We start from the raw sequence: 20,161 nt of genomic DNA, 5'->3' as shown, positions 1-20,161 counted from the left end.
CACGTTTATCAACAGACAGTCTGATATGCTGCGTATGAACGCATCCGATCAACAGATCGCGGCGGACGCCCTCTCCGTTCCGGAAGAAACAATCGTCGATGCCTGTGGCGACCCGCCGCTCCCCGAACTCGGCGTCATCGAACAGAACTGGGAGACGGACCCGATAGCGCCGGACGACGTCGCAACACACGCGGCCCGGGCGGTCGAGTCCCTGTCCTTTGCCGACGTGCCAGAAGGCGGCGAAGTCGCGCTGGGCGTCGGCAGCCGTGGTATCGCGAACCTGCCCACTATTGTCGCCGGTGTCGCCGACGCAGTTTCCGACGCCGGCTACGAGCCGTTCGTCTTCCCGGCCATGGGGAGCCACGGTGGGGCTACCGGCGAGGGCCAGCGAACGATGCTGAACGAACTCGGCGTGACCGAGTCGGCTATCGGCTGTGAAATCCGGTCGACCATGGACGTGGTCGAGGTCGGGCGAACGCCGGACCGGGACGTGCCCGTCGTCGCAGACGATACGGCTGTGGCGGCTGATGCAATCATTCCCATCAACCGCGTCAAACCGCATACGGACTTCGACGGGCCAGTCGAGAGCGGGCTCTCGAAGATGCTCGTCATCGGCATGGGCAAGCAACGCGGCGCACAGATCGCGCACAAGTGGGCCGTCGACTGGTCGTTCCGGCGGATGATTCCAGAGATCACCGGGCAGTTGCTCGACGAGTTGCCGATTGTCGGCGGCGTCGCAATCGTCGAGGACCAGCACGACGAGACGACGCTGATAGAGGGCGTGCCGCCAAGTGGCTTCCTCGACCGCGAGGCGGAACTGTTAGAGACCGCCTACGAACTGATGCCCAAGCTCCCGTTCGATGAACTCGATCTCGTGGTATTCGACCGCCAGGGGAAGGAAATCAGCGGCCAGGGACTCGATACTAACGTCATCGGCCGCCGACCGTTCTCGATAAACGAGCCGGCTCCGGAGACGCCAGACATCAAGCGCATCTTCACACGCGGGCTGACAGAGAAGACTCACGGGAACGCGATGGGCGTCGGTTCAGCCGATGTCGTCCACGAAGATGTCGTCGCGGAACTCGACGCGCAGACGTCGCTGATCAACGCGCTCACCGCGAGCACGATTCGCGGGGTGAAAGTACCGCCAGTGGTCGAAACCGACCGCGCCGGCATCGTCGCCGCACTGTCGACGATAGGGGTCGTCGACACCGACACCGTTCGCGTGCTCCGTGCGGCCGACACGATGCATCTCCACCAGCTCTACGCGTCACCCGCGCTGGTCGAGGCCGCACGCGACCGTGACGACCTCCGAGTCGTCGAAGCGCCGTCGCCGATCGAGTTCGACAACGGACAGCTCGCCGCGCCGCCACTCCGCGAATAGCTGTCGGTAGCGGACCTGCATACGTGCACTGCAGACCGCAGACAGGACAAGACACGATACGCACGCGTCACACCGGCACGCACGACATCTCGGGTCGTGGTGTCCATTCCAATACGTAGCCCAACACGCGCAAGAGGTATAAATACGGGATAAATAACGGCCGTACACGCGTTAGGGGCTGTGTCCTGTTGCCTGCACGCGGTTCTCAGTTTATGTCGCCAACAGCTCGATAGGATGGCGCGGCTGCCGTTCCAGCAGGGCGTCGATCTGTTCGAGACAGGAAGTCCCGCTTGCGACGACGGGGCGGTCTTGGACACCGTCCTCGCGCAACTGCGTCCGGAGTCGGTCGCCGACGTCCATGCTCAGTTCGTAGTAGTCGGACTTGTACCCGAAGCTCCCGGCCATACCGCAACACTCCACATCGGACGTGACGACGTCGTAGCCACACTCTTCGAGCACAGCGACAGTGTGAGCTTCGAGCCCGAGCGTCCGCTGCTGGCAGTGGCTGTGGTACGCGATTTCAGCGCCGGTGACTGTCGAGAGCGACTCGACGGACGCCCCGTTGTCGAGCAGCCCGAACACGTATTCGAAGACCTCGTAGCTGTTCTCCGCGATGTCGGTGAACGCCGACTCGTCGAGGAGGCGCTCGTACTCCCGTGTGAACATCGCGTGGTCGCTCGGTTCGATAACGACCACATCGCGGCCGTCTTCGATATGAGGTTCGAGGGCCTCTGTGACCCGCTCAGCGTGGTCTGTCGCCGTCGCAACCATACCCTGTGATAGCGGCGCGCGGCCGCTGGATGGTACCGGTGGGACCACCACGTCGACGCCCAGCGATTCGAGCACCTTCACCGCGGCTTTGCCGCGCTCGACCTGTACGTGATTCGTGTACAGGTCCGGGTAGAGCACCGCCCGGCGCTCGGGGTTTGTGACCTGTGAGTCACGGGCAGCGGCCCAGTCGACGAGCGTCTCCCGCTCGAACGTCGGGAGGTCACGTCGCGGGTCGATACCCAGAATTCGGGCCATCGCTTGCTGTGCGACTGTCGTGTCGGCCAGCCAGTTCGACACCGGTGCGGTGGCGCTGCCGAGCTTTGCGACGGTCTCGAAGTTGCCGAAGAAGCGCTTTTGCAGTGGCGCACCGTCGTCCTCCTCGTCGGGCGTGAGTCCGTCGACGAGCCACTCTCCGGGAGCGTCCTTGTCGCGGTTGATCCGGTCCCGGACGACGGTGTTGATCCATGGGATATCGATGCCGACCGGGCAGGCGTTCACGCAGCGGGTACACCCGGTACAGAGGTCGTTGAACTCCTCGGCCACGTCCAGCCCCTCGATGCCGGCTTCCCATCCGGTCGCGATGCCACCTGAATACGTCTCCCCGCCGAAGGCGTGGCCGCCCACGCTCTGGAAGTTCGCACAGGAGTTCGAACAGGCGGAACACCGGATGCAGTACAGCGTCTCCCGGAGGTGCTCGTCGTCCCGCATCTCCAGCCGGCCGTTGTCGATGAGTACAAGGTGGAAATCGCGGTCGGCGTCGAACGCAGACAGCGGCGTTTCGTCGTCGGTGAAATCGACGACCGGCGTGTCGACTGGCGGGGTCAGCAGCGAGACGTACGACGTGATGTCCTGTCCGGTGCCCGACCGACCGATGAGTTCGATGAACGGGTGGAGGTCTCCAACCGTCGGGATGACCTTCTCGACGCCGGCCACTGCGACGTGCGTGTCCGTCGCGGCCACGGTTTTGCGGGCGTTGCCCTCACTGGTGACCAGCGCCATCGTCCCGGTATCGGCCGTGACGAAGTTCGCACCGGTGATGCCGACTTCCGCGTCGATGATCTGCTCGCCCAGCTTTTTCCGGGCGAAGCGGGTCAGTTCCTCGGCCGTCTCCAGCGGCTCGTCGGGCTCGAACCGTTCGTTGAACAGCTCCGCGATGCTCTCGCGGGACTTGTGAATCGCCGGGGCGACGATGTGAGAAGGGGCTTCGTCGGCGACCTGCAACACCCACTCGCCTAGGTCCGTCTCGACCACGTCCACGCCATCTGCTTCGAGCGCTTCGTTGACCTCGATCTCCTCGCTGGTCATCGACTTGCTCTTGACGACCCGGTCAGCCGCTCGTTCGTCGACGACATCGCGAATGTAGTCGTTCGCGTCGGCGGCGTCGTCGGCGATGTACACCGTTCCCCCGTTCGCTTCGACGGCCTCCGTCAGTTGGTCGAGGAGATCTGGAAGTTCCTCGATGGCGTCCTCCTTGATACTCCGGGCCGCTTGCTTGAGTTCCTCGTAGTCTCCCAGGTCCGCGACAGAGTCGTAGCGCCCCGTGTTGAACCCCTGCGTGTTCTCCGCGACTGCCGCGCCCTCGGTCCGCATCAGCTCGCGGAGTTCGTCGGCGGTCGCCATCGTCACGCACCCTCCTCGACGATGATGACGTGGACTTCCTTGGGTCCGTGTGCGCCTTTGACGAGCGCGCCCATGTCGGCTGTCGCGCTCGGTCCTGTTGCGATGATCGCGCTCCCACCGGTTTCGTTGAACCGTTCGTCCAGTTCTGCCACTGCCGCGTCCATATCGGGCTGGATGTCTTCCTCGTGAAGAATGGCGACATGACGCTCGACAAACAGGCTCAGGAGTTCGCTGGCCTCTTCGGTCATCGAGAGGACGAGCGAACCGTAGTCGCCGATGCCGAGTTCAGCACCGGTTACGCCGGTGGTCGCTTCGCGAAGCGCGACCGGAGTGGGGTCGACCGTGACCGGCGTCTCCGTGAGAGAAAACGCCTCGTCCCCGGCCGTTTTGTCGAGCGCGATCCCGACTGCAGGCTCCGTGACTGCCTCCGTAACAGCGGCTTCGAGGTCGGACTCGGCAGTGCTTGAAACTGTCACACCCAATGCTTCGAGAGCGCCCTCGAACGACGCGCGTTTGCTTTTCATCTATGCGCGAACCGAAAACCTACATCATCATTTAGCTTTTGTCTGAAACGGGCGGAAGTCCGACAAATCCAGTGGGCTGCCGCGTATATCCAGCTACGCTGGGCATCGTTTTACTAGATCAGCAGACAGTTACTGTATTTACTTATATTGCCACTCGCCCGATGTAAGCTGATTAATATATTCGCCACACAAATACATCCAAATATCGGTACTCTCTACCGACATCTCTCATAAATAGGTGTATAAACCATAGATGCATTACCATATACGGCATTAATGGCGGTATCACAGTTTCAACGGTGTGCGGTTATTTCGGATCGAGTAATACCCGGGAGGCAAGGGGTTTTGTGGGTTCTCCGAGAAATGCCGACAACGGACCGATGGACGACCAATCCGGTGCACCTCCAGATTCAGAGATTGTGACGTTACTCGAACAAGGAGAGAAAGCTGACGCACTGACAGCACTTGAGCGGCTTTCGATGGCCGGAGCGGCTGACCAGCAGGCGTGCTTGCGGTCACTCAAAGCGGCTGCTGACGACCAGCCGAAACTGTTCGACGGCGTACTGACGTCGCTCACTGTGTTTTTGCAGAATAGCGAGCGGCCAACACGGCTCACGACAGCGAAATTGTTCGTCACGGTCAGCGAGAGCGCGCCGGACAGCGTGGTTCCGGTTGTCCCGACGCTTGCCGAGCGACTGGCGGATGAGTCGGAGTTCTACTACGTTCGCGCCCGGTGTGCAGAGGCGCTGGGCTACGTCGCCGTCGACCATCCCGATGCCGTCGTCTCACCTGAGGTCGTGGCAGACCTGCGCATCGGCCTGGAGTTCGACAAACCAGAAGTTAGGGAGAAATTAGCGAAGGCGCTGGCCCACGTCGCCATGGGCCGTCCCGACAGACTCCGCTATCAGGTCGACTCGCTCGCCGAGCATCTTCGAGCGGACAGCGAACTGGTTCGATATCACCTGAGCACAGCTCTCGTCGTTATCGGCTCTGCGTGTCCCGAACGGCTTACAGACGCCAGGGAAGCACTCGTCTCGTGTCTCGAAGACGAAAGCAGATACGTCCGCGGGCGGGCAGCCGAAGCGCTGGGGTTGCTTGCCGGCACTAAGAGCGTGGAAGCGTTCCCGGAAGCACAACTCGAAGAGTTCACTGTGGACGAGGAGTTTGTTGCCGAGCGAGCCCGGTTCGCTCTCTCCCAGTATCGCGGGGCGGAACCTGCTGATGGCTTTACAGGAATAGCCGCGAGAGATGCAATCCGCACACAGACATCCGACATTGTCTCGGAGATCCGGACGCCGGAAGGCGATGACGGGTGCCCACACTGCGGGCTTTCGCTCCCCGAATCCGGCCCCCCGCTGTGCCCGGGCTGTGGCACCCCATTGTGAGGGCACAGTCGGTTTTCCTGCAGTTCCCACAGAAACCGCATTGTCTCCGTCTCTGACAGGGTCACGGTTGCAGTAGTTATCTGGTGCTGCGTCGTCTCGTAGCGATACCCATCAGAGCTATCTACTTCCGTGGAAGATCAGATGTTGCGTATGGGACATACAGACTTGGATGGAATAGACGTATATCTGGCAATTCCATCTCCAATTTTGAAATATATGACTGGAAATGTGTCAATCATATATTCATATTAGCGGTGGGCGTGAGTTAGAGACCAATAGCCGCTGTTGTAGTCGGTGGGACTGTCCCCACAACACCTCGCTGTTCAATCCTGCGGCCTGTTCTGCTGTAGAGAACAGCACGCGATTGACAGCAGTAGCACTCACACGATGGTGCTTAATCTCACAGTCAGTACAGAGGGGCATAAAGTGATCCGCGATTCCTTCGTGAGATTACTTCTGATGCCGGGGTGACCGGAAACTATCTTTTCGACGCATGAAGATCAGGCGTCGTCGGTAGCGGTGTGTGGCAGTGAGGCCGTTCGTCCATTCCGATGGCGGCCACCAACAGAATAGAATAACAGTAGTACGCCCGTTATTCAAGAACCCATCAATTCGATGTAAGGGCCACCTGAATGGATTTTGTCGTGCTGAGGACTTGCCCGGTGATATCCTCCCTGAGGTATCGGCCGTTCAAACGCTCAACGGGGCCACAGATGCCCAGTGCAGCGATCCGATCACCACTGACGTCAGGGAGCGGGGCGGCAACACCGATAATCCCCTCGTACTGTTCTCCTCTACAGAACGCAATGCCGTCATCACGAACCCGGCGCAGTTCCTCGATGAGTTCATCTGGGTCGACGAGAGTTGCGTCAGTCGGTGCGACAAGCTCTCTTTCATCGAGAACCGATTCGACGCGATCACTCGGGAGCGACGACAGCAGTGCCTTTCCCGGTGCGTTGACATGGAGTGGCAACCGTTCGCCCGCGTGGAACGGGACTGCCCAGCCGTCCTCGGGTTCGGAGATCGACACCGGGACACCGGCCGTTTCTTCGAGGACGAACAGTGTCGCTGTCTCCCCTGTTGCCGTCGCGAGATTGTCCAGTTGTTGTTTCGCCGCCTGATAGAAACTGAGTCCATCACGCGTTCGCTCACCGAGAAACAACGGGCGGAGCGACGCCTCGTACTTCTCTGCGCGCTTGACCACGTATCCGGCCGCACGCAACGTCGAGAGGTGGTTATGGGCGACGCTCTTGGAAACCCCGACGAGATTGGCAAGCTCTGTAACGCCGACAGGCCCCGTCGCGTCGACAAGCGCTTCGAGGATAGCCACCGATGTCTGGGTTGCTTCGACTGCATACTGTGGTTCGTCGGTCATTGACCGTCGTTTCGACCCGCCGCGACAAAAGCCTGTTCACTAGAGCAGAACAGATGGTGGCATGTGCAGTAGGCCCAGAAGACATCCTACATTATTTATCACTATTTTCTGGATCGCTACGAGTTCCGACTGTCGAAATTTATTCGTTCTTCTCTCCAGAACAACTGCGGCCGGTTGCAAGGCACCGCGTCAAGTGTGGACTGTACTGTTCGAGTTCACGAATTGCTTCCATAGCGATACCGTGGTCAAGCGCCACGACGACCGCATTTCCGGACAGTATCGAGGAGGTCGTACTCGCTCACTCGGAATCCCCTGGAACGACTACTTTCTTCAGCCCCTCAGCGTTGCCCATCCGTTCAAACGCTGTCGGGAGATCGTCGAGCCCGATACGTTCGGTGATGAGCGTCTCGGCATCGATGCGTTCGTGTCTGAGCAGTGTTATCGCTCGCTCGAAGTCCTCGGTCGTCAGGGAGAACGAGCCGCGGTAGTCGACCTCGTCGAAGAAGACATCGAACGGGCTGATTTCCATTGTCGCTTCTTGGTCAGGGACGCCGAAGATGAGTGTCGAGCCACCGGACGCCGTCACAGCGTTGGCCTGCTTGATTGTCGGGACGAGCCCAATAGCCTCGGCGCCGACGTCGACCGGTCCGCCGGCCGCCGCACAGATCGCCTCCTCGGGATCTTCTTCGTTGGGGTCGACGACGGCATCTGCGCCGAGGTCGGCAGCCAGCTCTCGTCGTTCGTCATCAAGTTCGGAAACCACGATTGGGGCAGCGCCTGCATTGCGGAACGCCTGCAGGAGCAGCAAGCCAATCGGGCCAGCGCCGATAATACCGACGCTGTCTCCGGGTTTGATGTCTGTCTGCTCGACGCCGTGGACACAGCAGGCGAGCGGTTCGGCGAGTGCGGCCCGTTCGAATGACATCTCGTCGATGTCCTCGACGTTGATCGCCGGGACGCGGACGTATTCAGCGAAGGCACCGTCGAGGATGGTGTCACCGGCACCGCCGATGCTCGTGTTGTTCTCACAGAGGTGCGTCTCCCCCTTCTTGCAGTACGAGCAGGCGTTACAGGGGACGGTGGGGTTGATTGCGACGCGGTCTCCGACCGCGAAGCCCTCAACGTCGGCACCGACTTCCGCAACGGTCCCGGCACCTTCGTGGCCCAGGACCAGCGGTGTCTCTGCGGCGAAGGTGCCGTGGTACATATGATAGTCGGTCATGCAGACGCTACAGGCGCCGACCTGAACGAGAACCTCGTCATCCGCAGGGTCCGGTCGGTCACGCTCTTCGACGGTAATTTCGCCGACATCGGTCAACGTGCTGGCGCGCATCAGTCGTCCTCCGACGGTCGGGTCGCGGTCGTCACTACAGCAGTACCTCGGTCGTGAGTTGGTGTGGGTCGGGTCATGGGTGGTCTGGGCCGTAGCCCGTTGTCACTGGTCCAGCCGAGCTGGACGCACACAGCGGACTCAGCCACGATCCGTACTATCGATGTTTTCGGACCGTGTATTAAAATCTTGCCACGGTCTCCCGTAATCGGGCGACAGAGGAATTCGTAGATAGAGGCGTCCTAGTACTGCAAACCGTCGGATCTCCCCCAGTGGGATGGGTATTCTACCTTACAGATGATTACCTTTATTATGCATCGGTAATTCGGTAGTGACGAGGCAAACTGGCATGACCAACTCCAACAGGCGGACGTTTCTGAAAGCGACAGGTGTCGGACTACTCAGCGGTCTCGCTGGCTGTACACGAGGCGGCGATGGCTCAGATGGGAGCGGAAGTGACGGCTCAAGTGGGGGTAGTGATGGCGGAACCAGCACCGACGGAAGCGATGGCGAGCTCGCGATTCCACTCAGCGAGTACGAGGACGCCGATATCGACTGGCGACAGTTCGAGGGGTCCTCGATCAACATCGGGGCCGTCCAGCACCCCTGGGTTTCGGCCATCAAACCCGCGGTCCCGGTCTTCGAGGAACTGACCGGGATCGACGTCGTCTGGAACGTCCTGCCCGAACAGCAGTTCCGGACCAAGCGCCAGACGGACGTCAGTACCGGCGCTGGGCAGTTCGACGTTTTCTACATGGATCAGGTCGTCAACCAGTTCCGTGAGGAGGGCTGGATACAGCCGCTCGATCCGTTCTTTGACGACGACAGCCTCTTCGACGAGGACTGGTACGACACCGACGACCTCTTCGAGGCGTCGCGCTGGCAGGCCCACGGTGGTGGCTACAGCGACACCTGGACCGGGATGCCGATTACCGTCGAAGTCCAGACGCAGTTCTACCGCAAAGACCTCTACGACAAGCACGACCTGGAGGTCGCGGAGACGCTCGAAGAGTTCCGTCAGAACGCACAGGCCATCCACGAGAACGAGTCCGACGTCGTCGGCACCGTCGGCCGTGGCGACAAGGGGTACGGGATGAACATCTACATCCTGAACACGTTCCTGCGCCAGAACGGCGCGGAGCTCTGGGACAGTTTCCCGGACGATTCCGGCCTCGACTCCGACGGCGTCATCAACGCGGCGGACTGGTACGTCAGCCTGCTGCAGGACTACGGTCCCGAAGGGGCCTCGACCCAGACCTGGTCGGACGTGCTCTCGACGATGCAGGAGGGCCGCGCCGGCCACATCGTCTCCGACGCGAACCTGTTCTGGCCCGGACTCACCGGCTCTGACTCCTCAGTTGCGGATAACGTCGGTATCGCGAAGGTGCCCAGCCCGGCCGACGGCCAGTTCTCGCCCAACGCGTTCAACTGGCAGATCTCCACGTCCAAGAACGCCCAGAACTCCGAACAGGCGTTCCTGTTCATGGTGTGGGCGTCCTCACAGCCGACCAACACCTGGATGCACGTCGAGGGCGACGCCGCCTTCTCCGTCCGACAGTCCGTCTGGGAGAACGACGAGTTCCGCTCTCGCGTCGGCGAGAACTTCGCACAGGTCACCCTCGAATCCCTGCAGGAAGCAGCGCCGGACCCGTTCGACCGGAAGTACCCCGAATGGGGCCAGCGGTACTCGGAGGAACTGCAGCGCGCCATCGCCGGGCAGAAGTCCGCTGAGGAGGCGATGACACAGGCGGCATCCATCGCAGAAGACATCTACAGCAATTAAGTCTCAGCCACACCTGCGCCACAACACATCCCACAAATGAGTACACCAACGCAAACGGAAACGACACCTCAATCGACCTTCGCCAGGCTGCGGGACCTGTGGAACGACTACCTCCCGTACTGGTTCATGGCACCGATGGTGGCGGTGATGGTGATGATCACCTTCTTCCCCGGTGCCTACGACCTGTATCTCAGCCTGATCGCGGAGCCGACACTCGATGTATTCGCAGCTGATTTCGTGGGGCTGCGCAACTTCGAGACGGCGTTTACCCGCGGCGGCGCGATCCACTCGTTCGTCATTACGATTACTGTCGTCGTCAGCGCGCTGCTCCTCGAAACTATCCTCGGGTTCGTCCTGGCCGCGCTCGTCGCCGGCGTCGGCTCCGGCCGGGCGAAGTCGTTCTACCGGGTGTTGTTCATCATTCCGATGGCCGTCGCCCCCGTCTCGCTCGCGACCATCGGCCGGATCATGCTGAACAGCGAAATCGGAATTATTCCGTACGTCATAAACACCGGCACGCCGTTCGCAGCGCCGAATTTCCTCTCGGAAATCCCGCTGCTGACGGTTATTCTCTTAGACGCGTGGAACTGGACGCCGTTCATGTTCATCATCTTCTACGCCGGCCTCTCGTCGGTGCCGAAGACGCTCATCGAAGCGTCGCGCGTCGACGGTGCGCCGATGTGGCGTCGCTACGTCCACGTCATCATCCCCTACATGAAGCCGGTCGTGTTTGTCGCGACGCTCATCCGGTTAATCGACCTGTTCCGAACGTTCGGCGTGGTGTACGGGCTCACGGGCGGCGGTCCCGGGACGGCGACCCAGCTCGTGAGCATCAACATCTACGAACAGATGTTCATCAACAACCAGATCACTGTGGCCGCAGCGATCGCCGTCGTTTACCTCGTCCTCGTCGTTGCACTGTGTAACGTCATCATTGCGAAGGTCGGCTTCGAGGGGGTGTGGGACTGATGGCGACAACGGATAGCGACTCCGCGACCGCATCACAGCGACTCGACAAGGATACGCGTGAGACCATCGTCACGGTGGTTCGACACACCATTCTCCTGACGTGGTCGTTCATCGTGCTGTTCCCGCTGTACTGGCTCGCTTCGATGTCGCTGAAGCCGCCCGGAACAGCGAATTCGCTGCCCCCGGACTGGATCTTCCTGCCGACGGTGTACAACTACATCCAGTTGATCCAGGATTCCGGGTTCGTCGCGGCGTTCGCCAACAGCCTCGTCATGGTGTCGGCGTCGGTCGTCCTCGTGCTGTTGATCGGCGTCCCCGCCGCGTATGTGCTCTCGCGGTACGATATCCCCATGGAGCGGGACGTGCTCGTGTGGATACTTTCCTCACGAATGCTTCCGCCGATTGCCGTCGTGCTCCCCTTCTTCATCATCTTCCGGGAGCTCAATCTGTTCGACACGCGGGTCGGGATGGTGCTGATGTACGTCAGCATCAACCTCTCGCTCGTCGTCTGGGTGATGAAAGCGTTCTTCGACGGCATCCCCGAGACGCTGGAAGAGGCGGCCCGTGTCGATGGCGCGACCCAGTTCCAGGGCTTCAGGAAGGTCGTCCTGCCGGCGGCCAAGCCCGGCATCTTCTCGGTCGCCATCATCAGCTTCATCTTCGCGTGGATCGAGCTGCTGTTCGGGCTCGTGTTGACGAGCTTCGAGGCCGTCCCCGTGACGCTGTTCGTCTACTCGTTCATCGGCTCGCGCTCGATCGAATGGGGGATGCTCGCGGCCGCCTCGACAGCGATGATCGTTCCGGTCGTCATCTTCCTCATTGCGGTCAACAAGTACCTCGCGGCCGGGCTCAGCTTCGGCGTGGTGATCAAAGAATGACGACGCTGTCCACACCACGACAGGTATCGCTCGCAAACGACGCCCCTGCGGCGGCGGTAGCTTCACTTAGCCGCACATCGGAGGCAAGATAATGGCAAAGATCACAATCGACGACGTTACGAAGCGATTCGGTGAAGGAGATGAGTCAATCGTCGCGGTCGACGACGTCTCGCTGGACATCCGCGATGGCGAGTTTATCGTCTTCGTCGGTCCGTCCGGGAGCGGGAAGTCGACGCTCATGCGCATCGTCGCAGGGCTGGAAACGCAATCCGAGGGCGATATCAGAATCGGCGATAAGGTGGTCAATCAACTCGGCCCGCGCGCCCGGGATATTGCGATGGTATTCCAGAACTACGCGCTGTACCCCAACATGACCGTCGAGGAGAACATGTCCTTCGGGCTGAAGATGTCGACGGACATGTCCGCCGACGAGATCGAGGAAGCCGTCACGTCCGCCGCCGAGATGATGGACATCGACATGCTGTTGGACGACAAGCCCGGCGAACTCTCCGGGGGACAACAACAGCGTGTCGCGCTCGGCCGCGCTATCGTCCGTGACCCGAACGTCTTCCTGATGGACGAGCCGCTGTCGAACCTGGACGCGAAGCTCCGGGCGGAGATGCGCACCGAGATCAACCGGCTCCAGAACGACCTCGACGTGACGACGCTGTACGTCACCCACGACCAGACGGAGGCGATGACGATGGGCGACCGGCTCGTCGTCCTCAACTACGGGGAACTCCAGCAGGTCGGCACGCCGCTGGAGTGTTTCTACCGCCCGGCCAACCAGTTCGTGGCCGGCTTCCTCGGCTCGCCGTCGATGAACTTCTTCGAGGGCACCGTCGAGGGCGGAACCCTCCGCGCGGACGGCTTCGACTTCGACCTGACCGAGCGGATGCAGTCCGCTGTTGGGAGTCGAAACGAACTCGTCCTCGGTATTCGGCCGGAGGATATGACGCTTCACGACCGGGCGAACTCGGGCCACGAGTTCGAGGCCGTCGTCGACGTCGTCGAACCGATGGGGAGCATCTCCTACGTCTATCTCCAGGCCCGGTCACAGAGCCACGAGCAGACGTTCATCGTCGAGACGGACGGCCAGCGCCCGATCAGCGAGGGCCAACACGTCTACGTGGAGATCCCGGACCGGGACGTGCACCTGTTCGACCGCGCCAGCGGCGAGACGATCCACCAGCGCCAGCTCGGTGACGACGCGGAGATGGCGCTCGAAGAGCAAATGAAACCCGCCGAGTGACGGCGATACCTGTCGTCGCCTCACTCGCCGTAACCGACAGTTATCGACACACGACACATGACACATGACACATGACACATGACACATGACAGCTCAAGATATTCCACACTACGAGACGCGTAACGCTATCTGCGAGTACGGCCGGAGCCTGCTCGACGACGACCTGACAACCGGGACTGGCGGGAACCTCAGCGCCCGGCTCGACGAGAACCACATCGCGATCAGCCCGTCGGGAATCCCCTATGGAGAGATCGAACCGGAAGACGTTCCGATCGTACACACGGACGGCACTGTCGTCGAGGGCGACGTCGACCCGTCGACAGAACTGCCGATGCACCTGGCCGTCTACCGCGAGCGACCGGCGGTCGGCGGCGTCGTCCACACCCACTCGCCGTACGCGACGACGTTCGCCTCGCTGGGCGAGCCGATACCGGCCTCGCACTACCTCCTCTCGTTCACCGGGACGGAGGTCCCAGTCGCCGAATACGAAACGCACGCGACCGAGAAACTCGGCGAGGCCGCCGTCGACGCGCTGGGCGAGTCGTTCAACGCCACGCTGTTGCGCAACCACGGCGTGCTGACCGCCGACGAGTCGCTGGACGACGCCTACACGGTCGCGTTGATGGTCGAGTACTGCGCCCGCATCCACCATCAGGCCCGGGCCATCGGCGAGCCGGAGATCCTCCCGGACGAGGAGATCGACCGGCTGGCCGATAAGCTCGACAGCTACGGACAGTGACCACTCGTGCGAACCACACCTGAGAGCATCCCATGAACTACGTCGCAATCGACATCGGCGCGAGCGGCGGGACGGTGTTCCTCGGCGAGGTGACCGAGTCCTCGTTCGCGGTACAGGAGGTCCACCGGTTCGACAACCGACCCGTCGAACGGGACGGCCGCTACGTCTGGGACGTCGACGCGCTGGTCGACCACATCGGCGACGGGCTCAGTGCGGCCGACGACCGCGCCGACGGCCTCGACACGGTCGGTATCGACACCTGGGGGCTCGACTTCGGACTCCTAGCCGACGGCGAACTGCTCCGGGACCCGGTCTCCTACCGCGACCCAGATTCGACGGCCACGCGCGAGCAAGTGTTCGAGGCTGTCGGCAAGCGGCGGCTGTTCGACGTGACCGGCATCACGAACTGGAACACCCCGAACACGCTGTGGCAGCTCCATACCATCGCCGAGCGCGAGCCGGAACTCCTCGAAGCGAGCGACGGCCTGCTCATGATGCCACAGCTCCTTTCGGCACGGATAGGGGGCCGGCCGGCGGGCGACGTGACGATCGCCTCGACCACGCAGATGGTCGATCCCGAGGCGCGAACGTGGGCCATCGACCTGCTCGACGAGCTGTCGGTTCCAACGGACCTGCTCCCGCCGCTGTCTGAACCCGGACAATGTCTCGGGGCGGTCGATGACGACGTCGTCTCGGGGTTGTCTTCCACGCCGGAGATCGTGACCCCGGCGAGCCACGACACGGCGGCGGCCGTCGCCGGCCTCCCGCTCGTCGAGGACGCCGCGTTCCTCAACACTGGCTCGTGGTTCATCCTCGGCGTCGAGCGCGATGCACCAGTGCGGACGGACGCCGCCTTCGAACAGGCCGTCTCGAACGAACTCGGCGTCGACGGGTCCGTCCGGCTCCTGAAGAACATCAACGGCTTCTTCATGCTCGAAGAATGCCGCAAAGCGTGGCGCGAAGCGGGCGAACCGCTGGAGTACGAGACGCTGTTGTCGGCCGCCGAGGAGGCCCCGCCACGGGCCGCACTCGTCGATACGGATGCCGAGACGTTCGGCATCGACGAGCCGATGCCCGAGCAGATCCGGGCCTACTGCCGCCGAACGGACCAGCCCGTCCCGACGGGGCAGGGCAGCATCGTCCGCTGTCTCCTCGACAGCCTGGCGGCGAAAACGGCGCTGGAACTCGACGCGCTCGCGGCAGTCGTCGACGACCCGCCATCGCATATCGTGCTCGGTGGCGGCGGTGTTAGAAACGAGCTGTTCTGTCAGCTACTGGCCGACGCCACCAACCGCCCAGTGTCGACTGGCCCAGTCGAGGCGACGGCTGTCGGCAACGTCCTCACACAGGCCGTCGCCGCCGGAACGGTTTCTGACATCGAAACCGGGCGGCAGTTGGTCGAATCGGCGTTCGAGACGACGACATACGAACCGGGTAACGCTGGCGAGTGGGCCGATGCAAAAGATCGGTTGGCTGCACTGACCGACGATTCGCTGTCCGAAGCCTGACGCTTTCACCGCGAGGTGTAGCCGCCGTCCATCACGACGGTCGACCCTGTCATGTACGACGACGCATCCGACGCGAGGTAGACGACAAGTTCTTTCAGTTCCTCAGGCCGGCCGAGTCGGCCCATCGGCGTGTTCTCGAGCCACGTTTCTTCCATCTCGGGGCTCTCTTCGAGCACTTCGTCGACGAGTTCGGTCCGCATGTAGCCGGGCGCAATAGCGTTGACACGGACGCCCTGCTCGCCCCACTCGACCGCCAGTGACTGGGTCAGCATCCTGACGCCGGCTTTCGTCGTGTTGTAGCTGGCCTGTTTCTGCGGGACGTTCACGTCGAAGCCTGACATCGAGGAGACGTTGACGATGCGGCCCTCGCCCCGTTCGAGCATCTGCTGGCCGACGTGTTTGGCACAGAGAAAGACACCGTCGAGGTTGACCGACACGACCCGCCGCCATGACTCGATGCTCGTCTCCTCCGCAGGGGAGTTCTCGACGATCCCGGCATTGTTGACCAGTACGTCAATCGGTCCGAGGCGGTCGGTCACGTCTTCGACCATCGCCTCGACCGAGGCTTCGTCCGTCACGTCGACCTCCGTCGCGACGACGTCCGTTTGACCGTCGAGTTCTGCGGCCGTCCGTTCCGCTTTCTCGATGTTCACGTCCGCGATAGCCACGTCGGCCCCCATCTCGGTGAGCCCGGTCGCCATCTGTTTGCCGAGACCCTGCGCCGCACCGGTGACGATAGCCGTCTCTCCGTCGAGGGAGAAGCTGTCAACTACACTCATGCGTACGCTTGGTGCTCCGGTAGCCTCCAGCATAAATGTACGCCTATTTTTGTTACAGTCTTTGTCGGGCCGATATCGGCAGCCAGTCATTACAAGTACTCCCTCGCAGATAACATAGCTATGCAAATCACCGACTTCGAACTGTTCGCCGTGCCGCCGCGGTGGTTGCTTCTTAAACTGGAGACTGACGAGGGGATCGTCGGCTGGGGCGAGCCCATCGTTCAGGGCCGGTTGGAGACAGTCCGTGCCGCTGTTACCGAGCTTATCGAGGCGTATCTCCTTGGGGCCGACCCACTTCGAACCGAGTATCACTGGCGGAAGCTCTATCAGAGCGGGTACTTCCGCGGCGGGCCGATACTCATGAGCGCGCTCGCGGGCATCGACCACGCGCTCTGGGACATCAAGGGGCGGCACTACGGCGCACCGGTGCACGAACTACTCGGCGGGCACGTCCGCGATAAGCTACTCGTCTACCAGTGGCTCGGTGGCGATGATCCGCAAGACGTGGCCGCGGCCGCGAAAGAGGACCGAGAACGCGGCTACAGAGCGTTCAAGTTCAATTTCGCCCGGGAGTTTCGGCCGATTGAGACGCCGAACGCTGTCGATCATGCGGTTGAGCGTGTGGCTGCAATCCGTGACGCCGTCGGTGACGACGCCCTCGTCGGAGTCGACTTCCACGGCCGCGTCTCGAAACCGATGGCCGCGGATCTCGTCGAGCGACTCGAACAGTTCGATCTGATGTTCATCGACCAGCCGCTGCTCCCCGAACACGACGACTCGTTTGCCAGTATCGCCGAGCGGACGACTGTTCCGATAGCGACTGGCGAACGGTTTTATTCGCGTTATGACTTCAAGCGCCTCCTCGCTGACGACGGGGTGTCGATACTCCAGCCCGACGTGACCCACGTCGGTGGCATCAGCGAGATGCGCAAGGTCGCGTCGATGGCGGAAACGTTCGACGTAGCCGTCGTTCCACACTGTCCGCTCGGCCCCGTCGCGTTCGCGGCGAGCCTGCAGGTCGGGTTCTGCGCCCAGAACGTCGTGCTGCACGAACAGGACCTCGATCTACACGACCCGACGACGAGCCAGCGACTCAAGGTCCTGGAGGACCCGAAGACGTTCCAGTTCGAAGACGGCTACGTCAAACGGCCGACCGGCCCCGGACTCGGTATCGGTCTCGACGAGACTCTCATCCGCGAACTGGCACAGACAGAGGTCAACTGGTACAACCCGGTATGGCACCACGAGGACGGGAGCGTCGCGGAGTGGTAGCTGGACACGGCAACCCAATGGGGCGGCCCACCCTGTGTATTTTTATGGCTCTGTTCCGTGCCAACAGGTATGCGAACTGCTGTACTGGTAGAACCAAATGAGTTCGAGCTGGAGGACCGTCCCAGACCGTCGCCCGGGCCCGACGACGTACTCGTTGCCGTTCGCGACGTTGGGATCTGTGGCTCCGACGTCCACTACTACGAACACGGTCGTATCGGCGACTACGTCGTCGAAGACCCGCTCGTCCTCGGACACGAGAGCGCCGGTGAAGTCGTCGAAGTGGGCGAGAACGTTACGCACCACGAACCGGGCGACCGGGTCGCGCTCGAACCCGGCGTTCCGTGCCGGCGCTGTGCCCACTGCAAGCGCGGCGATTACCACCTCTGTGAGGAAGTGACGTTCATGGCGACGCCGCCACACGACGGCGCGTTCACGGAGTACGTCTCGTGGCCGGCCGACTTCGCCTACACGCTCCCGGAGGCCGTTTCCACTGCTGAAGGGGCACTGTGCGAGCCGCTTTCGGTCGGCATCCACGCCTGCCGCCGCGGCAGCGTCGGAACCGGGGATACAGTGCTGATAACCGGAGCTGGGCCGATTGGGCTGATGGTGCTGGAAGCCGCGCGTGCCGCGGGCGCGACGGACGTAATACTGACCGATGTCGTCGACGAAAAGCTGACCTTCGCCGAAGAACGGGGAGTGGACCTGACCGTCAACGTTACCGAAACGGATCTCGATGCGGCGGTCGCCGAGTACACGGACGGCGTCGGTGCTGATGTGGTCGTCGAAGCCTCCGGCGCGGAGCCGTCGATCAAGTCGACAATCGACGTGGTCCGTCGGGGCGGCACGGTCGTTCTGGTCGGACTCGCCAGCGAAGCGGAGGTCCCAATCGACGTGCTGGAACTCATCGACGACGAGGTCGACGTCCACGGCTCGTTCCGGTACAAGAACACCTACGACGCGGCTGTCGACCTGTTGGCCGACGGCGAAGTCGACGTTGAGGGAATCATCGACTTCGAATCCGGACTTGAGGACATCGACGACGCGTTCCGCCGAGCGATGGAGCCGACTGTGGTCAAGGGCATGATATCACTTGATTCGTAACCGGCACTGCATTGAGAAGACTGTCCCGGAAAAAGCGCGATATGATAGCTATACAGGTATTACTGAGTATTGGTAGTAATTTCAGCAGGCCCGTTGTACGCACGACCCCGTGACGCGATTCTGAAACAATTAATGAGGCGGTATATTATCTGAATGTACGGCCTCATAGCGCTTGAGGCCCATGTATTTGGGATCCGGAGGGTTTCGGTAGGTGCCCGAGAGATATAATTCTCCGACCTTCACACTGCCCAGAGATAGCCAGTATAGCGAAGTGAGACATTCTGATTATTATAGTATTGCATAAAACTATTGCTTTTTCTAGGTATCAGTTATATCCGGGTGGGACGTTCCATCAGAGCGGCGTGCCCGAGTGAGATACCCACGCACTGTGAGTAGCCGAACGGTTAAACCTCGCCACCGTTGTGGGCGGATATGGACCTCTCAATCGTCGATCTCTCTCCGGTCCCGAATGACGGAACTGCGGCTGACGCGTATTCGAACACCGTCGACGCGGCCCAGCAGGCCGAACGCCTCGGCTATTCCCGGTTCTGGGTGGCGGAACACCACGGGATGGGAAACAAGCTCGCCGGAACAACACCCGAGGTACTGCTCGGCAATCTCGCCGCCGAAACCGACTCCATTCGGCTCGGGTCAGGGGCGGTCCTCCTCAACCACTACAGCCCGTTCAAAGTCGCGGAACTGTTCGGCGCTCTCGACGCGCTCGCTCCGGGGCGTATCGACGCGGGGCTTGGACGGGCTAACGGCTCTCCGGCCGTGGACCGCGCGCTCGGGACGGACCGCCGCGTCCGGAACCCCGACGAAGACCACGCCGAAAAAATCGAAGCCGTCGTTTCGCACCTCTACGACAGCTACCCGGACGGACACGCGTACAGTGATCTGGAAATCCCTCGTTCAGATGCGGAGACGCCTGTGCCGTGGGTTCTCGGGTCGAGCCCGTCGAGCGCCGCACTGGCCGGCGAACTTGGCCTGCGCTACTGTTTCGCTGCGTTCATTCGACCGGGGTTGGCCACCCGTTCGTTCGAGGAGTACCGGACTCACTTCGAATCATCGGAGTTGGCCGGCGGCGTCGACGAGCCACAGGGGATGGTCGCAGTGAACGCGGTCTGTGCCGAGACCGACGCGGAAGCGGCGCGGCTCCGCGCCGTGGCCGAAGCGTCGTTCAAGCGGATGGAGCGAGGGGTCGTTGGCACGACTCCATCTGTCGAGGAAGCGATCGACGAACTCGGAGCGGTGCCCGAACCGACGCCCGCCACGCTGGATGCCGGTGAGTGGCCACGAGCGATCTCCGGGAGCCCGGAAACGCTCAATAACCTTCTCGAACAGCTGTCTGATCGTGTCGGAGTCGATGAGGTGATGATCCAGCACGTCGTCGGCGACCACGCTGACGCGCTCCGCTCCCACGAGTTGCTCGCAGACGGTGTCGGGCTCACACCGCGCTGACTCTCTATTGGCGTGGGATGTAAACGGAGT

Annotated in this window: 16 protein-coding genes; 11 read left to right on the top strand and 5 right to left on the bottom strand. The window is 61.8% G+C overall.

Annotated elements, in window-relative coordinates; translation table 11 throughout:
• Positions 1-34: 34 nt before the first annotated feature.
• Positions 35-1,384, top strand: a complete 1,350-nt coding sequence (locus tag GJ630_RS00630; RefSeq protein WP_064289112.1) for a hypothetical protein — start codon at positions 35-37, stop codon at positions 1,382-1,384.
• Between the two features lie 210 nt (positions 1,385-1,594).
• On the opposite strand, the gene GJ630_RS00625 is transcribed toward GJ630_RS00630, so the two are convergent.
• The gene (locus GJ630_RS00625) at positions 1,595-3,775 is read right to left on the bottom strand and encodes an LUD domain-containing protein (protein WP_064289111.1); all 2,181 of its coding nucleotides are present in this window, start codon (positions 3,773-3,775) and stop codon (positions 1,595-1,597) included.
• A gap of 2 nt (positions 3,776-3,777) precedes the next feature.
• Complete coding sequence (locus GJ630_RS00620) at positions 3,778-4,299, bottom strand: LUD domain-containing protein (protein ID WP_064289110.1); 522 nt, start codon at positions 4,297-4,299, stop codon at positions 3,778-3,780.
• A gap of 380 nt (positions 4,300-4,679) precedes the next feature.
• Here GJ630_RS00620 and GJ630_RS00615 point away from each other — a divergent pair, with 380 nt between their 5' ends.
• Positions 4,680-5,684, top strand: coding sequence for a HEAT repeat domain-containing protein (locus GJ630_RS00615; protein WP_014031139.1), 1,005 nt, complete (start codon positions 4,680-4,682; stop codon positions 5,682-5,684).
• Between the two features lie 607 nt (positions 5,685-6,291).
• Here GJ630_RS00615 and GJ630_RS00610 read toward each other — a convergent pair.
• Positions 6,292-7,059, bottom strand: coding sequence for an IclR family transcriptional regulator (locus tag GJ630_RS00610; protein ID WP_050006930.1), 768 nt, complete (start codon positions 7,057-7,059; stop codon positions 6,292-6,294).
• Between the two features lie 298 nt (positions 7,060-7,357).
• Positions 7,358-8,392, bottom strand: coding sequence for a galactitol-1-phosphate 5-dehydrogenase (locus GJ630_RS00605; RefSeq protein WP_191449119.1), 1,035 nt, complete (start codon positions 8,390-8,392; stop codon positions 7,358-7,360).
• A 346-nt stretch (positions 8,393-8,738) separates the two neighbouring features.
• Between GJ630_RS00605 and GJ630_RS00600 the strand changes: the two genes are divergently transcribed.
• From GJ630_RS00600 to GJ630_RS00575, 6 genes are all read left to right on the top strand, one after another.
• Positions 8,739-10,172, top strand: a complete 1,434-nt coding sequence (locus tag GJ630_RS00600; protein ID WP_191449118.1) for a sugar ABC transporter substrate-binding protein — start codon at positions 8,739-8,741, stop codon at positions 10,170-10,172.
• Positions 10,173-10,208: 36 nt separating this feature from the next.
• The gene (locus GJ630_RS00595; protein WP_014031135.1) at positions 10,209-11,141 is read left to right on the top strand and encodes a carbohydrate ABC transporter permease; all 933 of its coding nucleotides are present in this window, start codon (positions 10,209-10,211) and stop codon (positions 11,139-11,141) included.
• Positions 11,141-12,019 carry a carbohydrate ABC transporter permease gene (locus GJ630_RS00590; protein ID WP_044952797.1) on the top strand — a complete coding sequence of 293 codons (879 nt, stop codon included), beginning with the start codon at positions 11,141-11,143 and terminating at the stop codon, positions 12,017-12,019. The genes GJ630_RS00595 and GJ630_RS00590 overlap by 1 nt, the downstream gene beginning before the upstream one ends.
• A 91-nt stretch (positions 12,020-12,110) precedes the next feature.
• Complete coding sequence (locus GJ630_RS00585) at positions 12,111-13,271, top strand: ABC transporter ATP-binding protein (RefSeq protein ID WP_064289109.1); 1,161 nt, start codon at positions 12,111-12,113, stop codon at positions 13,269-13,271.
• Positions 13,272-13,356: 85 nt separating this feature from the next.
• Positions 13,357-14,010: a class II aldolase/adducin family protein gene (locus GJ630_RS00580; protein WP_191449117.1), complete on the top strand. Its 654-nt coding sequence runs from the start codon at positions 13,357-13,359 to the stop codon at positions 14,008-14,010.
• Positions 14,011-14,042: 32 nt separating this feature from the next.
• On the top strand, positions 14,043-15,518 hold the full coding sequence (locus tag GJ630_RS00575; protein ID WP_191449116.1) for a rhamnulokinase family protein: 1,476 nt from the start codon (positions 14,043-14,045) through the stop codon (positions 15,516-15,518).
• Between the two features lie 5 nt (positions 15,519-15,523).
• Here GJ630_RS00575 and GJ630_RS00570 read toward each other — a convergent pair whose 3' ends face one another.
• Complete coding sequence (locus GJ630_RS00570) at positions 15,524-16,297, bottom strand: SDR family NAD(P)-dependent oxidoreductase (protein WP_014031130.1); 774 nt, start codon at positions 16,295-16,297, stop codon at positions 15,524-15,526.
• Positions 16,298-16,417: 120 nt separating this feature from the next.
• Here GJ630_RS00570 and dgoD point away from each other — a divergent pair, with 120 nt between their 5' ends.
• The 3 genes from dgoD (at position 16,418) to GJ630_RS00555 (ending at position 20,131) form a co-directional block, all read left to right on the top strand.
• Entirely contained in the window at positions 16,418-17,569 is a 1,152-nt protein-coding gene (gene dgoD, locus GJ630_RS00565; protein ID WP_191449115.1) for a galactonate dehydratase, read from the top strand.
• Positions 17,570-17,638: 69 nt separating this feature from the next.
• Entirely contained in the window at positions 17,639-18,670 is a 1,032-nt protein-coding gene (locus GJ630_RS00560) for an NAD(P)-dependent alcohol dehydrogenase (RefSeq protein WP_191449114.1), read from the top strand.
• A gap of 432 nt (positions 18,671-19,102) precedes the next feature.
• On the top strand, positions 19,103-20,131 hold the full coding sequence (locus GJ630_RS00555) for an LLM class flavin-dependent oxidoreductase (protein ID WP_191449113.1): 1,029 nt from the start codon (positions 19,103-19,105) through the stop codon (positions 20,129-20,131).
• Positions 20,132-20,161 lie beyond the last annotated feature (30 nt).

This window comes from Haloarcula sp. CBA1122 (assembly GCF_009741785.1).
GTDB lineage: Archaea > Halobacteriota > Halobacteria > Halobacteriales > Haloarculaceae > Haloarcula > Haloarcula hispanica.
This window is presented reverse-complemented; position numbering and strand designations above follow the sequence as displayed.